Origin of the sequence: Dinghuibacter silviterrae (genome assembly GCF_004366355.1) — a bacterium.
Lineage (GTDB): Bacteria > Bacteroidota > Bacteroidia > Chitinophagales > Chitinophagaceae > Dinghuibacter > Dinghuibacter silviterrae.
In genome coordinates, this window is record NZ_SODV01000002.1 from 507,464 (window position 1) to 522,427 (window position 14,964).

Sequence of the window (14,964 nt, forward strand, 5' to 3'; positions counted from 1 at the left end):
CGTTTTTAGGGAAAACGACTCCTTATGAACCCCCGGACGCTGCTTTTCCTGGGCATAGCCGTGCTGACCTCCTGTACGCCTGTGAACCGTATCGTGTACCGCGCCAACCCCGTAAACCTACCCGGTCTTACCGAAAAGGGGGACAGCCGCATTACCGTGGACGGGGGCTTTAATTTGAAGTTCGACCATACATCTACTGTGAGCGGGGCGGATGTCCAGGGCGCGTATGCGGTCAGTAAACGCATCACGCTGCTGGGCGCATATTCGGGCAGAAAGGGGGACGACCAGGGATTCAACGATGCCTATCATTATTTTGGCAACAACCGCTACTTTAGTATGGACACGGCCGGCATTCATTACCAGAACAACACCTGGGAGCTCGGCGCCGCCTATATGATCCGGTTTAGCCGGCACGCCTACCTGTCCCTGAGCGGGGGTGGCGGGGGTGGTGATTTTCATATAGACGACTGGGGTGCAGAACATGGCACCCCTTACCGGTGTTTCCTGGATGCGCACCAGAGGGCGTTGTTTGTACAGCCTGCTATGTATTTCAAATCCCATTGGGTGGAAGTGGGTGTCGGCGTAAAGTTGTCGGGTACGTACTACAGCCGGGTCCACACCAACTACCCGGATTCCCTTCAGGTGGATTTTGTCGTCAACAATTTGCAGGGCAAAACCATGTATATGGTGCAACCTTTTTGGATATTCCGGGTAAGCCCTCATTTGTCCTGGTTGCAACTGGATATCCAGGGGAGTACAAACATCGGTTCGAATAACGGATCCTCGGCCGTCACCTATTACTTCTGTTATTTCAATGGGAGCGTGGGGGTGTCGATTTATCCAACGAGATTATTAAATCGCTTAACGCATCGGTGACCCGTTGCAGGTGATCAACATCGATGAGCCCGATCGTGTCCCGGATCGTATGGTGCTCGGGAAACCCGCCGGAGGTCAACAAGACGGAGGGGATATGTTGCTGTGTAAAGCTGTACCCGTCGGTATTGCGCAATTCTTCCCCCAGGCTGTCGGCAGGAATGAACCTTGCCTCCTGGAAAGACCGGTGCTGGCTGCCGACCTGTTCCAGGTTGATGTGTAAGCGGATGTTCTCTTTTGGTACGGGTAAATGGTCTACAAACCAGCGGGAGCCTTTTAACCCGAGCTCTTCGCCCGTGGTCCACACAAAGTACACGGCAACACCGGACCGCGACAGGGTCCTGGCGGCGCCCAGTTCGGCAACGCAACCGCTGGCGTCATCATTGGCCCCGTTGTAGATATGGTTTCCGATCCGGCCTATATGATCGAGGTGTGCGGTGACGATGATGACGGGCTCGCCGGGGGTGTGTGCGATCACGTTGTAGCCGGTGCGTTGTTCTATCCGATGATGGAAGGTGATGCTGATGTTTGCGTGCGGCAGGGCGGCGAGCTTTGGGCTTAGGAGGATGCACGAGTCGGTGCTTGGAAGGCTGTCCGGGACATAGTGCATGTAGCCGAAGCGGTATTGACGGATGACCGTGGTTTCCCAGTCGGCGGACTGGGTGCTGTCGGGGAGGCGCACACGGCCGGCGGCCCCGCCCTGCACCACCACAAAATTCTCCGGCGTGTGTGGATAGACCACGCCGTCGATCCTGACAGTGGTCCCCGTATAGTCATCCCAGGTAAAAGGCACCGGTTGCAGGTACGGTTGCAACCCGGCCTTCTTCAGTTCCCGGACAAGATAGTCCGCCGCTTTGAGGTAACCTGCCGATGCGGTGAACCGGCCTTCGGTCGAATCGGAGGCGATGGCCTCCAGGTCCGCTTTCAGTGAGGCCCGGCGGATGGTCATCACTTGTTTGCCGTTTTCGAACACGACCAGGTGCGTGGGATCGGGAAATTGTATCTGGACGTCGTAGCCTTCGAGGAAAAAGCTATTTGTGGATTCGGGATAAAGCACCGCGGTGGGCACGCCGTCGCCGGAGACTTTTATGGCATCCCCCTCCCGCTCGACCTTCATCACTTTGCCGTTGTCCTGCGCGTACGAACCCGTGTAGGCGTCGATGACACTGTCCGGCAGGTGGATCCGCTCGTGGTCCCTGGCCCCCTTGTTCATGGTTTCCAGCACCTGGGCGCCGTGGGATAGTGCACACCTGATGATCTGATCGGTGACGAACATTCCGTTGTCGCCGTTGGTCATCAGCACAATTCCTCTTTTCGATACCGGCAGGAAAATGGCCATGGTCCGAACGCCTATGTCCGAGCCTCCGTGTTCCAGGGCGTATTCTCCTCCCGGCAGCCCTTTGACCAGACCCCAGCCCAGGCCCCGGTAATAGTCTGTCTTGACTTTGACCTGGGGGGTGGTCATGTCCGCAAAAAGCGTATCAGACAGACCGCCCCCGTTCATGGTATAGATCCCGAAGCGGCAATAGTCCTCTACCGTCGTAATCAGGTCGTCCGCAGCACTCACGGATGTTTGCATGGAGAGGGGGTAGCGGTGACCCTGGCCGTCGTGCCACCGGGCCATGCGTGCGGTATCCAGCCGGTCGCTCCAATATTGCGTATTGTTCATACCCGCCGGTTTGAAGAGGAAGGAATCCAGAAGGGCATCCAGGGGGCGTTGGAACTTGTGCTCCAGGGCACGACGGAGGTATTCGAAGCCTTCACCCGAGTATCCAAAACGGGTGCCCGGCGCGGCGACAAAATGCAACTTCTTCGACCCGTTGTCGGTACGCCAGTTGGGGAAACCGCTCTGGTGGCTTAAGACAAGGCGGGTCGTCAATTTGTCCAGGTTGGGATCACCGGCAATATCGGGGTCGATCCAGTACCGGGATAAGGGCTCGTCCAGGTTCCAGAGCCCCAACTGCACCAGCCTTAGGGTGAGCATGGCCGTAACGGGCTTTGTCTGGGAAGCGATATTGAACAGCGTATTGCCTGGCGCGGGGCTTCCCTGTTGCAGGGACCCGAACGTCTTTATCCATTGGATCTTCCCGTCCGAGATCAGCCCGACCCCTACACAGGGGACGTGGTTTTCGGCCATCCAGCGGGGGATATCCCTCAGCAGCCCGTTTTCGAGTGTATCGTTTTGCGCGTGGGCGGACAGGATGATCACGAGGAGCAGCAATGTGTGCAGGACTTTCATATTTTCAGCGTTTGTGATCCGAAAGTAGAGGGGATGTAAGGCGGAGGAAAATAATGTTGATGGATCGTGGGTGTCCGCTGATCAACCTGCGCCCCGCGGTGATAAGACGTTCATCACCGGAAAACGGACGTTGGTCCTCAAAATTTGGTTTATCCGGGGGGCTGCGGTTTATTTGAAGGATGAAATGGTTTATTGGACCATACCGGGTATACACCCAGGCCGTTTTCTGGGTTGTTGTTTTCGCCCTTTATATCGTGCTCAAGGAATATCCCCAGCGGATGACCGGCGTGACCTTGATCTGCCTGGTTTTCCAGGAGACCCTGGAGCTTGCGCTGCCGTCCTATACGCAAAACCTGTTGGTGCTTCCGCTGTTCCGTCAGAAACGGTGGCTGTTGGGGACCCTGGCGTACCTGCTGCAGGTGGTGGTGTTGATTTTTTTGTTGCCATATGTGCTGAATGCGGTCGGCTACCTGTTCGGTCTTTTTTTCCACGTAACGGACCTGGTGGACTGGCGAAAGGAGCATATCGCTTTTAGTATCGTCGCCTTCACGGTGATTGCCACCTGTGTGAAGCTGGCAGTGGACCGTCTCCTTTTGGAAAAGGAACGGCGGGAAAACGAGCTCCGGCACCTGAAAGCCCAGCTCAACCCGCATTTCCTTTTTAACAGCCTGAATAACCTCTACGGGTTGGCCGTGGCCACCGGTTCCGGACAATTGTCCGAACACATGCTGAAGCTGTCAGACCTGCTGCGGTATTCGCTGTACGATACCTCCCTGGCGTTCGTCCCCCTCCAAAAAGAATTGGATTATATTGCCAACTATGTGGCGCTGGAACGGCTCAGACTGAGTGACAAGGCCCGGATCTCTCTGTCTGCGGACGTTGATGCTTCCGGTGTTAGTATTGCGCCCTTGTTGCTGATCGTGTTTATCGAGAATTGTTTCAAACATTTTTCCTCCCCCAGGGGCACGCCGGCCGTGATCGACATCGTGTTCGCCCTGGAGGGCAAACGCCTCCGGATGAACGTCCGGAATACAGTGGACCCAGACTACAATGCAGCTCCGGCCCCGGCGCGAAAAGACAGCGCGCCTCCGGCTGCGGCGGAAAAAGGCGGCATCGGCCTGGTCAACGTGCGTCAACGGCTGGACCTGATCTACCCGGGACGGTATGTGCTTGCGGTCGACAAGGGGAGCGATTTTTTCGAAGTAAGGCTTCACATAGAATTGGATAGACATGACCCTGAATTGCATCATCGTCGATGACGAACCCATTGCCCGGGACCTGCTCAAGACTTATGTCAGCCAGGTTCCTTACTTACACCTCACCGCCGTGTGTACGGACGCCTTTGAAGCCATGGATGCGCTGAAGGGTGGGGAGGTGGACCTGATCATCCTGGACATCAACATGCCCCGGCTGACGGGTTTTGATATGTTGCGGTCACTCAAAAAATATCCGGCGGTGATCATTACTTCCGCTTATCCGGAGTATGCGTTGGAGGGGTTCGAGTTGTCGGTGACGGATTATTTGCTAAAGCCGTTTTCGTTTGCGCGGTTTGTGCAGGCGACCGGCAAAGTGGCCGCGCCCGGGCCAGCCCCAACTGTCGAAGCGCCGGCCTTCCTCGTGGTCAAAGCCGACAAAAAGCTCGTCAAGGTCCCGCTGGACGACATTTTATACGTCGAAGCCTACGGCAACTATATTTTTGTCCACCAGAAAAGCGGCCGCCTGATGTCGAAACAGACACTGACACAGTTCGAAGAACAATTGCCAGCGGACCGGTTCACCCGGATCCACAAATCGTATATCGTTGCGTTGCAGGCGATCCAATACGTGGAGGGCAACGAGGTTACCTTGGCAGGCAAAAGGTTGCCGGTGGGGAAGGTGTACCGGGAGAACCTGATGCACCGGTTTCGTTAGCATTATACTTCGCTTTCGGCCGTTTTTTCATAAACGGATTCCCGAAAACATCAAAAAGCGAATTATACTTCATTTTTATCTGAGAATTTGACTCATTTTCGTATTTTTGTATCGAAAAGCGAAGTATAATGCGCGAATTCATGATCAAAATAGGTGCGATCCTCCGGGAAAGGCGGGAACTATTGGGCTTGCTACAAACCCAACTGGCCGACCTGTCCCGGATCAGTATCCGAACCATCCAATTGGTGGAGCGGGGGAAGGGCAATCCTTCTTTGGACACCCTTGTTAAACTCGCGGAAACGCTTGGAATGCAATTTGAACTGGTGCTGAAAGATCCTTCCAAAAATGGTAACGTATGAGGGTTGCGGAGGTGTTATACAATGGCGTACTCGCCGGGATCCTCTCTGAGACAGGGGGAATGTATCGCTTCGCTTATCATCAGTCGTACCTGGCGGCAGCCGGGAGCCGGCCTGTCAGCCTCACTTTGCCCTTACGGGAGGCGCCATACGAAAGTGATGTCCTGTTTCCTGCCTTCGTGAACAGGTTAAGCGAGGGCGCCAACAAAGCCCTGCAAAACAGGCTATTGAAAATCGATGAAAACGACTATTTCGGTCTATTGTTGGCTACGGCGGGTGGCGACAGTATCGGGCCGGTCAGTATAAAAGAGATTCATGAGCGTTCCTGAAATACAATATTGTCCATCCACTCTACAGCCTGGCTTTTCCACCTATAGCCCGTTGGCACAACAGTCACTTTTTGGCAGTCGCTCTAAGAAGGTATCGCATATTCTCCAGTTTGGCCCTCCGGGTAAAAATAGTGTCCTGACCCGTGAATACAATGAGAAAACAAAGCGGATCAGCATAAGCGGCGTACAAGAGAAATACAGCCTGCGGCTTCAAAAAAATAGTTTGTCGCTCACCGGTAGCGGGGGAACGCACCTCTTAAAACCGGTTCCGGCCGAAAGAATTGACAGGGTGACCGACATTCCTGCCAATGAGCACGTGAGTATGCAGATCGCTACGCAGGTTTTCGGCATCAAAACGGCGGCATGCGGTATGATCTTTTTTGATGACGGATCACCTGCCTATATAACCAGACGGTTCGATCTCAAACCGGACGGAAGCGGTAAATACCAGGTAGAGGATTTTGCCACGCTCCTGTCAAAGACACCCGAGAGGGAAGGGCATGATTTCAAGTACAATGCCTCTTACCTGGATATCGCCCAACAGATCCAGCGGCATGTAGCTGCATCGCCGGTAGTGTTGCTGGATTTCTTTCGTCTGCTGGTCTTTAATTATATAATCGGCAATGGAGATGCACACCTGAAGAATTTCTCGGTTATGGAAACCGAACAGGGAGATTTCGTGCTCTCTCCCGCCTATGACCTTTTATGCACGGCATTGCATTTGGACGATGGTGTGCTTGCCCTTCATGGCGGCCTCTACGACGGTGATCATTATGAAGAAACTTATTTGCAATACGGGACGTATACCGGTTCTTCGTTTTTGGTATTTGCACAAATGGCCGGTATCCACCCGGATTTGGCAGGGAAAACGATAGACATTCTGCTAAGGGATGCTCCGAAAGCCAAATCGCTGGTAGAGCGCAGTTTTTTAAGCGAGGAAGCCAAGGCGAGGTATATGGAAGTGTTCGAAGACAGACTTAAAAGCCTGAAAATAGGGGAAGGGCAGCGCCCCTCCCCGCTCACTTAAAACCTGGTCTTCACAAAGGTATAGTTGATATTTTTAAAGACACCGTTGGTGATGGCCACAGTGTCAAAGGTCATCGTATGCGTAGAGTCCACGACACAGATAATCCCCGTAAAGGCGAATGTCCCTGTAACGGTTTTGCCCGAAGCGCTGGTAGACGTAACCGTGGTTTCACCCGTTTCGGCGCTCAACTGCGGCACCCAGGTGGTGTCCCCGTTTCGCAGGGTCGTATCGATGGCGTACTGAAACGCTGTCCCGGTGACAAGGCCGCTCGTCGAATATTCCTTGACGGTAAGGCTGCTGTCGGTGGAGGAGGAGAAGGCCGTGTCCTGTATGCTCAGGGTGACGATCTTGCCGCTGCTTTTCCCGGTCAGCGTCAGCACCTTGTCGGGGAGCTGGCTGCCGTAGACGAGTACGGCTGTTACGGAATCCGCGGTCCAGGCGGTCCCGGCAATGGTGGCCGAGAAGACGGCCGAGGTGTCGGAGGTGCCGGTAGCGGTAGTGCCGATGCCCATCTTTTGGCAGGAGAAAATGGGCGTTGCCGCCACGAGGGTCCACAGGAGAAGTTTCCAGTTTTTCATTTTATGCTGTTTTTTAATTAACGCGCCGGGATTGGTGAAGGGGCGTGAGCGGGAAGGTGGACTTACCCGTATAAACGGGCAAAGGGAGGGCGGCGTTTGCAGGTTGATACAGAAAGGCGGGATGTGTAGATGAAATGGCGCTTTTTTGAGTATATTTCGTTTATGTGGACCCATTACCTGAAGATTGCCGTTAGAAACCTCCGGAAGCGGAAGATGGGCGCCGTGATCAACGTGGCCGGTTTGTCCGTGGGCCTGGCGGCCTGTCTCCTGATCTATTTTATTGTGGCTTCCGAATGGAGCTTTGACCGGTTCCATCCGGATAGGGAGCGGATCTACAGGGTGGTGGCCGACCTTCCCAATCCTGCAGGTGGGAAATTCTATATGCCTTCAGCGCCGTACCGGGCGGCATTGGCGATAAAGGAGTTCAGGGGCGTCGAGGATATGAGTTTCTTTATGGGCTTTCAAACAAAAGTGACGGTCCGGGACAAGGAGTGGGCGCCGGCCTATCCTTCGGATATTATGTTCACGGATCCCGGTTTCTTTGCCATTTTCCCACGGGTGTGGCTTTTTGGCGACCCGGTCTCGGCCCTCCGGGAACCGTTCCGGGTAGTGCTTACCGAGAGCAAGGCGCGTACGTATTTTGGCGATGTGCCGCTGGATAAGGTCATCGGCCGGGAGGTCGTCTATGACGACTCTCTAAGACTAACGGTATCCGGTATCGTAAAAGATTGGAATAAGAACACAGACCTGATCTTCAAGGATTTTATATCCCTGTCCACGGTTCAAAACAGTTTTCTCAAGGACATCCAGGGTTTGGGGACGGAAACGGTGCCCTCTCAATGGTCATGGGGGGACAACGAGCAGGTATTTGTAAAACTTGCCAAGGGGGAGACGCCTTCCGGGTTTGTGGACCAGGCGGAAAAAATGTTCAGGGAGCATTTGACCGCTTCCGACGGCCGCAAGGTCCGGATGTACCTGCAACCCCTGTCTGCCGTTCATTTCGACGCCGACTTCGAGGATTTTTACTCCGGGAAGGCGCACGCGCCTACGCTGTATGGATTGATGGGGATCGCCGTCTTTATCCTGCTCCTGGCGGTCGTCAACTTCATCAATTTGTCGGCGGCCCAGTCCTTGCAAAGAGCAAAGGAGATCGGCGTGCGGAAGGTCCTGGGCAGCGACCGCAGAGGGCTGATCCGGCAATTCCTGACCGAAACGTTTATCCTCGTGGCCATGTCCGGGCTGCTGGCGGTCTTGATCGTCAGGCTTGTCGTCGGTAATTTCCCGTCGTTTTTCCCGGCAGGTACGGCTGTACCCCTGGTGACACCTGCCCTCTGGATTTTTCTGGCCTTTATAACCTTGGGGACGACGTTGCTGGCAGGCTATTACCCGGCGAGGGTATTGTCCTCCTGGTTACCCGTCCTCAGCCTGAAGGGATACGGAGGGGGCAGGACCCGCAACAGGAACTATGTGCGAAAGGCGCTGATCGTTTTTCAGTTCACCATGTCGATCGCATTTATCATCAGTGTCCTGGTGGTGCAAAAACAACTGCGCTTCCTGCTGAACAAGGACCTGGGGTTTGCCAGGGATGCCATCGTGACGATCCCGACCAGCGGCAATTATGCCACCAGGGACCGGAATATACTGGCTGACCGGATAAGGCAGGTCCCGGGGGTACGCATGGTCAGCGTGAGCATCGAGCCGCCGATGATCGACAGGCTGAGGGGAGGAGACCTGGATTGCAGGGAAAAAGGTACCAAGGTCGTCGCGTCCGAGCGGGTAGGGGACGAGTTTTATGTGCCCTTATTTGGTTTAAAGCTGGTGGCGGGACGGAATTTTGCCGCGCCCCGGGACGATACGGCAGGATTTATCCCTTCCAGGATACCCTACGGATACCAGTTCCCAAAGGTCCGGACCGATTTCCTGATCAATGAAACCTGCGCCCGGCAACTGGGTTTTACAAGACCTTCTGACGCCCTGGGGCACGTTGTCGCGGCGGGAGACATCAGCGGCCCCGTCGTCGGCATCCTGGCTGATTATCACGAACGGTCCTTGTTCTCGCCGATCGGCCCTCTCTTTGTGTATGGCTCCAGGCGGCCGTTATGGGGGGAGCTCAATGTGCAACTCAGCGGCGGCATCCCTTATGCAACCGTACTCGCGGGGATCGAACAATGCTGGAAAGGCGTGTATCCCAGCGAGCCGTTTGACTATTATTTCCTGGACAAGACCATCGCCGGCTTTTACGCCAGGGAAGAGCAGACGAAACAGGTCGTGGTAGCCGCCACGCTCATCGCCATTTTTATTTCCTGCATCGGTCTCTTCGGGCTCATCAGTTTCACCGCCGAACAAAAGACCCGGGAAATCGGCATACGCAAAGTGTTGGGCGCGAGCGTCACGGGTATCGTAACCCTGCTGTCGAAGGATTTTTTACAATTGGTTTGTCTGTCGTTCGTGATCGCATCCCCCCTTGCATTCTTTGTCGCACACCGGTGGTTACAGAATTTTGCCTACCGCATCGCTATACAATGGTACATCTATGCCCTGGCGGGGGCATTGGCCTTGTTGATTGCCTTGGTTACGGTGGGTTTCCGGGCCATAAGGGCGGCTACGGCCAACCCGGTGAAGAGCCTGAGGGTGGAGTAAAAAATTTGCAAAGACGGTTTCACAGCCTTGTATCCGAAACTGCGGAGCGGATTTCATTTTCAAGAAGGCCGCTGCCACCCCCATAGTGTCTTATGACTTTTGTTTGATTCGTTGCTGCCTTACGGAATTCCACCTCGTCTGTTTCGGTTACGCCTACGCAGAGCAATACGGCATCATACAGGTCGCCGTTCAATTTTTTCAACCCTTCTTCCCTGGTGAGCGCCACAACACCCTGCCATCCTTCATGGCTGTTCAACAGTCTTTCCACGACCTTCATAATGGCTGGGTTGTATCCGACAGCTAGTATTCTTAACGTCATAGTTTATCAATTGACATGGGTACCTCCATTAATAGCAATTCAGCGTCATCACTAAGCGTTTTAACCTCGATGCCCGGCGTGTCCCATATACCCAAGCCATCTTTGTCGGACACTTCCTGTCCATCGATTGCAAATTGACCTTTTATCACGAACGCATATACGCCGTTGCCCTGCTTATGTAGCGGATAGGTAAATGACCGGCCATTGGTAAACCGGCCGATGCTAAACCATACGTCTTTGCGAACGGGCGTACTGTCCGGTCCAATAAATTCAAGCAACTTGCCGGTGGACTGCGGAAGCGTGCCGAGCGTATATCGCGGCTTGGTGTTCAGCTCCTCGGGATATATCCAGATCTGCAGAAACGCTGCCGTTTCGTCCTCGCTGTTGTTATATTCGCTGTGGAACAAGCCGCTGCCGGCGTGCATCACCTGTATGGTTCCTGTCGCAGCTATGGCCTTATTCCCCTCCGAATCTTCATGCCGGAGACTTCCTTTCAGCGGGATGCTGACAATTTCCATGTTGTCATGTGGATGGGAACCAAATCCCTGACCGCCAGGCAACGTATCGTCGTTCAATACCCTAAGGGCACCAAACCCCATTCTCTTTGGGTTATAGTAGTCCCCAAAACTGAACGTTTTCTTGCTGTCGAGCCAGTCGTGGTGGTCGTGACCGCGGGTTTCTGCTTTGTGATAGACGTGTTGTGCCATTCCGACATTTTTGTATGCAAAAAAAAGGCACCTGGAAGATTCCAAGTGCCTATATTGTATTTTGCCTTTTATCTGTGGGAGCACTCGGGTTCGAACCAAGGACCCTCTGCTTGTAAGGCAGATGCTCTAAACCAGCTGAGCTATGCTCCCTTTTCCATCCTCCTGGCCGGGTAGCCGGCCATAGATTTGGAGTGCAAAGATATGCGGAAATCGAAATTTGCAAAATTTTTTTTGCGGCGTGGCCCGGTGGGCCTAAAGCCGCCAGTCGACGACCTGGTTCACCCACTCCGCCCGGTAGGGCGTTGTCACTTTAATGTAGTTGTCGCTATACCCTTCCATCATGGCGGGGCCGTCCGCACTGGTGTGCGTCCGCGCCTCGAAAAGCACCGGCCGGGTTTCCCCCTCGTGGGCCCGGGTAAACGCCTGCAACTTCATGAAAGACAGGTTGCGGAGGGTTTTATTGCGCTCGTGGCGGACGGAGATGGGCACTACCGGTTTCAGGGTCAAAGCGTGGGTGTCGTCGCGCTCGGAATAGGTAAAGACGTGTAGGTAGGAGACGTCGAGGGAATGCAAAAAATCGAAGGTCTCCCGGAAGTCGGCGTCGGTTTCAGTAGGGAAGCCGACGATGACGTCCACGCCGATGGCGCAGTGGGGCATGAGCTCCTTGATCAGGGCGACGCGTTCGGCATAGAGCTCGCGGCGGTAGCGGCGGCGCATAAGACCGAGGATGCGGTTGCTGCCGCTTTGGAGGGGGATGTGGAAGTGGGGCATGAACTTCCGGCTCCCGGAGACAAAACGGATGATGTCGTCGCTTAACAGGTTGGGCTCTATAGAGGAGATGCGGTAGCGGTCGATACCCGGGACGTCGTCCAGGGCGGTAATAAGGTCGTAGAACGCCGCGAAACGGCCGGACGCGTCGCGCCCGAAGTCGCCCAGGTTGATGCCGGTGAGGACGATTTCGCGGGCGCCTTCGGCGGCCAGGCGGTGGGCGGTGGCCACGACATTGGAAACCGAGTCGCTGCGGCTATGCCCCCGGGCCTTGGGGATGGTGCAGAAAGAACAGGTATAGTCGCAACCATCCTGGACCTTTAGGAAAGTCCGGGTACGGTCGCCCAGCGAATAAGAAGCATTGAACCCGGAGACTTCTTCAATGTCACAACTGCAAATGCGGGCGCTGTCGCCTTTGGTGAGCTCGCGGAGGTGTTGGGCGATGTTGAATTTTTCGGCGGCGCCTAATACAAGGTCCACGCCGGGAATGCCGGCGATTTCCTCCGGTTTGAGCTGGGCGTAACAGCCGGTGATGACGACGAGGCTTTCGGGAGCCTTACGCTGGATGCGGCGTACGAGCTGGCGGCACTCTTTGTCGGCGTTGTCGGTAACGGAACAGGTGTTGATGACGTAAACGTCGGCCCGGTCTTCGAAATCCTTTTTTTCGAAGCCCTCGGTCTCCAGGAGACGCGATAGGGTGGAGGTCTCGGAAAAGTTGAGCTTGCACCCAAGGGTGTGGAAGGCCACGGTCCGCTTGTCTGACATAGGGCGCAAAATTAAGAAAATCCCCTATTTTCAACGCGTGAAAAGGCTATTGCATTGGTTATACGTGTTATACGCGCTCATCCTCTTCGGGCTAACGCTGATCCTTACTTTTCTCCTGGCCGTGCCGGCCTCTTTCCTGGGAGAGACGAGGGGCGGAAATCTTATCTATAAAATATGCCGCGCCTGGGCGGATGTCTGGCTCGCTGGGGTGGGGATACGGCATAAGAATATCTATGTCCACCGGCCGCAAAAGGGGAGTCCCTGTATCTATGTGGCGAACCATATTTCATTCCTGGACGCTGCCCTGATCGTCAAGGCGGTGCGTTACCCGGTGCGGCCGCTGGGGAAGATCGAGATGACAAAGGCGCCGTTGTTTGGCTTTATTTATAAGAAGGCGATTGTTGTCGTGGACCGGAGCGACCCGGAGCACCGGGCGGCGAGCGTGAGACGCCTGGTCAAACAATTACAGAAAGGGATTTCGGTATTTATTTTTCCGGAGGGTACCTTCAACCTCACGGGCAAACCGCTGGCGCCTTTTTATGACGGCGCGTTCCGCATGGCGATCGAGACGGGTTACCCGGTGCAGCCGGTGTTGTTCCTCGACGCCGGCAAACGCTTACCAAATACAAGCATTTTCAAACTCAACCCGGGCCGGAGCAGGGCGGTCTTCCTCGAATCGGTGCCGGTCGACGGGCTTACGCTGGACGATGTGCATAGATTAAAAACGTTGGTTCACGAAAAGATGGAAAAGGGTTTAAACGACTACGGTCCTTTATCTTTCGGTTAAGTGTAGTCGCGCAACCACGGGCCGTTTACATTTTTTTGCAATTTGCCGGCTCTATGGACCAAGGTCTGGCTGCGATTAAGAACGGTTCCCACGAAGCCTTCGTGGAGGTGTACGGCCTCCTCCATATAAAAGTGTTCCGGTTTTATGCGAAACGGGTGCGGCACGACGACCCGGCCAAAGAGCTGACCCAGCAGTGTTTCATACGGCTCTGGGAATACAGGCACACCCTCTCCGAAGAACATCCCCTGGAAAAACAGGTCTTTATCATTGCCCGCAGCGTGCTGATCAATTACCTGAAGAAAGAAGCCGTGCGCCGGAAGGTGGCGCCGGTGGAAGAAGGTATATCCAACGAACACGCCCACTTTGAATTGTCGGCTCATCTGCACGCCGCCCTGGAGACGCTGTCACCGGTGCGGAAGAAGGTGGTGATGCTGAAGTCGCTCCATGGGTTCTCCAACCGGGAGGTGGCCGACCGGATGAATATCTCCGTCAAAACGGTCGAAGACCATATTACAAAGGCCTTCCGGCACCTCCGCCAGGTGGTGTCCAGTTTTTTTTTCTAACGAGCAGGGGTAAACGCACCCTTTGGCTGTATATAGTATAGAGTCCCATTCATGCAGACAGAAAAAGAGGATCAGGAATACCTGCGGCAGCACCCGGAACTCCGGAATTTGCAGGAAGAATTCGAGCAGGCGGACGGCGAGACGCCTTTGCCGGAAGGCTATAGCGAGGATATGCTGAAGGCGATCACGGCGCGGACGCAACCCGGGGCCGCGCAACCCGGGGCCACGCAGCCGGGCGGCGCGCAAACGGCGCAGCCGGCCGGCAGCCGGGTCCGCGCGATCCGGATCACGCTCTCCGCCGCCGCCGCGGTCCTCCTCCTCGCCGGCGTAGGACTGCTGCTGAAGCAAACGCGTCAAAAAAGCCCCGTCACGGCACTGGCGGCAAAGACCGTGCGCTGGCTCCAACGCACGAACGGCGGCAGCCAGCCGGACACCTGGACAATGCCCGACGGCTCCACCGCCATCCTTTATCCCCATGCCACCATCCAATATCGTGAGGACTTCGGCCGGTATAGTAAAAGAGAAGTACGTGTAACGGGGCGTGCCTTTTTCGAAGTCGTGAAAAACCCGGACGCCCCTTTCGTCGCTTATACGGACAAGATCCGGACCGTCGTCTTAGGGACGGCGTTCAAGGTCATCAACGACAGTGCGGCCGGCGACATCCGTGTTGAGCTGTATACGGGCAAGGTCCGGGTATGCCTCCCGGATTCGGATGTTGACCTGCAACCGGGCCAGGAGCTGACCTGGGCGAGGGAGACGCAAAGGGTATGGGTGGACAACTTCAACCGGAAACACGGCCGGACAAAGCTCCTGGAAGGACAAACGGGAACGCTGGCCAACTGGTTTATGTTTAACAACCAGAACCTGGGAACGGTCTTCGATCAAATGGCAGCCATTTACGGAACGGACATACAATACGACGACCACGCCATCCACAATATCTTCTTTATCGGCATGCTGGACAAAAGGGACTCTCTGAACAAAATCTTAAACGACCTCGCCACATTGAATCATTTAACGGTAACACACCGCGACGGTAAGTATATCATCGCGGGCAGCAGGTAGCAGACACCTTTTTCACAAAACAAACCTCTTGTATCAT

At 55.0% G+C, this 14,964-nt stretch carries 15 protein-coding genes and 1 tRNA gene; 10 read left to right on the forward strand and 6 right to left on the reverse strand.

Annotated features, from left to right (window positions below):
- Positions 1 to 24: 24 nt before the first annotated feature.
- Positions 25 to 876 (forward strand): hypothetical protein, encoded by an 852-nt coding sequence (locus EDB95_RS19255; protein WP_133996013.1) that lies wholly within the window; start codon positions 25 to 27, stop codon positions 874 to 876.
- On the opposite strand, the gene EDB95_RS19260 is transcribed toward EDB95_RS19255, so the two are convergent.
- Positions 812 to 3,112: a serine hydrolase gene (locus EDB95_RS19260; protein WP_133996015.1), complete on the reverse strand. Its 2,301-nt coding sequence runs from the start codon at positions 3,110 to 3,112 to the stop codon at positions 812 to 814. The genes EDB95_RS19255 and EDB95_RS19260 overlap by 65 nt on opposite strands.
- Positions 3,113 to 3,291: 179 nt before the next feature.
- On the opposite strand from EDB95_RS19260, the gene EDB95_RS19265 reads away from it, so the two are divergent.
- From EDB95_RS19265 to EDB95_RS19285, 5 genes are all read left to right on the forward strand, one after another.
- On the forward strand, positions 3,292 to 4,371 hold the full coding sequence (locus EDB95_RS19265; RefSeq protein ID WP_133996017.1) for a sensor histidine kinase: 1,080 nt from the start codon (positions 3,292 to 3,294) through the stop codon (positions 4,369 to 4,371).
- Positions 4,343 to 5,023 carry a LytR/AlgR family response regulator transcription factor gene (locus tag EDB95_RS19270; RefSeq protein ID WP_133996019.1) on the forward strand — a complete coding sequence of 227 codons (681 nt, stop codon included), beginning with the start codon at positions 4,343 to 4,345 and terminating at the stop codon, positions 5,021 to 5,023. The genes EDB95_RS19265 and EDB95_RS19270 overlap by 29 nt, the downstream gene beginning before the upstream one ends.
- Before the next feature lie 140 nt (positions 5,024 to 5,163).
- On the forward strand, positions 5,164 to 5,382 hold the full coding sequence (locus EDB95_RS19275) for a helix-turn-helix domain-containing protein (protein ID WP_133996021.1): 219 nt from the start codon (positions 5,164 to 5,166) through the stop codon (positions 5,380 to 5,382).
- The gene (locus EDB95_RS19280; RefSeq protein WP_133996023.1) at positions 5,379 to 5,708 is read left to right on the forward strand and encodes a HipA N-terminal domain-containing protein; all 330 of its coding nucleotides are present in this window, start codon (positions 5,379 to 5,381) and stop codon (positions 5,706 to 5,708) included. The genes EDB95_RS19275 and EDB95_RS19280 overlap by 4 nt, the downstream gene beginning before the upstream one ends.
- Complete coding sequence (locus tag EDB95_RS19285) at positions 5,695 to 6,735, forward strand: type II toxin-antitoxin system HipA family toxin (protein ID WP_133996025.1); 1,041 nt, start codon at positions 5,695 to 5,697, stop codon at positions 6,733 to 6,735. The genes EDB95_RS19280 and EDB95_RS19285 overlap by 14 nt, the downstream gene beginning before the upstream one ends.
- Here the strand turns inward: EDB95_RS19285 and EDB95_RS19290 are convergent.
- Complete coding sequence (locus EDB95_RS19290) at positions 6,732 to 7,313, reverse strand: DUF6252 family protein (RefSeq protein ID WP_133996027.1); 582 nt, start codon at positions 7,311 to 7,313, stop codon at positions 6,732 to 6,734. The two genes, EDB95_RS19285 and EDB95_RS19290, sit on opposite strands and share 4 nt — an antisense overlap.
- A gap of 162 nt (positions 7,314 to 7,475) precedes the next feature.
- On the opposite strand from EDB95_RS19290, the gene EDB95_RS19295 reads away from it, so the two are divergent.
- Positions 7,476 to 9,953 (forward strand): ABC transporter permease, encoded by a 2,478-nt coding sequence (locus tag EDB95_RS19295; protein WP_162852690.1) that lies wholly within the window; start codon positions 7,476 to 7,478, stop codon positions 9,951 to 9,953.
- 19 nt (positions 9,954 to 9,972) lie between these two features.
- On the opposite strand, the gene EDB95_RS19300 is transcribed toward EDB95_RS19295, so the two are convergent.
- The 4 genes from EDB95_RS19300 to mtaB all read right to left on the reverse strand — a co-directional run bounded on the left by EDB95_RS19300 (position 9,973) and on the right by mtaB (position 12,512).
- On the reverse strand, positions 9,973 to 10,230 hold the full coding sequence (locus EDB95_RS19300; protein WP_133996031.1) for a hypothetical protein: 258 nt from the start codon (positions 10,228 to 10,230) through the stop codon (positions 9,973 to 9,975).
- Positions 10,231 to 10,268: 38 nt separating this feature from the next.
- The gene (locus EDB95_RS19305; RefSeq protein ID WP_133996033.1) at positions 10,269 to 10,979 is read right to left on the reverse strand and encodes a pirin family protein; all 711 of its coding nucleotides are present in this window, start codon (positions 10,977 to 10,979) and stop codon (positions 10,269 to 10,271) included.
- A gap of 75 nt (positions 10,980 to 11,054) precedes the next feature.
- Positions 11,055 to 11,129, reverse strand: a tRNA-Val gene (locus EDB95_RS19310).
- A 102-nt stretch (positions 11,130 to 11,231) separates the two neighbouring features.
- Positions 11,232 to 12,512 carry a tRNA (N(6)-L-threonylcarbamoyladenosine(37)-C(2))-methylthiotransferase MtaB gene (mtaB, locus tag EDB95_RS19315; RefSeq protein ID WP_133996035.1) on the reverse strand — a complete coding sequence of 427 codons (1,281 nt, stop codon included), beginning with the start codon at positions 12,510 to 12,512 and terminating at the stop codon, positions 11,232 to 11,234.
- Between the two features lie 37 nt (positions 12,513 to 12,549).
- On the opposite strand from mtaB, the gene EDB95_RS19320 reads away from it, so the two are divergent.
- Genes EDB95_RS19320 through EDB95_RS19330 form a run of 3 tightly spaced genes read left to right on the forward strand, consistent with a single transcriptional unit; the run spans position 12,550 to position 14,927 of the window.
- The gene (locus tag EDB95_RS19320) at positions 12,550 to 13,299 is read left to right on the forward strand and encodes a lysophospholipid acyltransferase family protein (protein ID WP_246073749.1); all 750 of its coding nucleotides are present in this window, start codon (positions 12,550 to 12,552) and stop codon (positions 13,297 to 13,299) included.
- 53 nt (positions 13,300 to 13,352) lie between these two features.
- The gene (locus EDB95_RS19325) at positions 13,353 to 13,862 is read left to right on the forward strand and encodes a sigma-70 family RNA polymerase sigma factor (RefSeq protein ID WP_133996037.1); all 510 of its coding nucleotides are present in this window, start codon (positions 13,353 to 13,355) and stop codon (positions 13,860 to 13,862) included.
- A 51-nt stretch (positions 13,863 to 13,913) separates the two neighbouring features.
- Positions 13,914 to 14,927, forward strand: a complete 1,014-nt coding sequence (locus EDB95_RS19330; protein WP_133996039.1) for a FecR family protein — start codon at positions 13,914 to 13,916, stop codon at positions 14,925 to 14,927.
- The last annotated feature ends 37 nt before the right edge of the window (positions 14,928 to 14,964 follow it).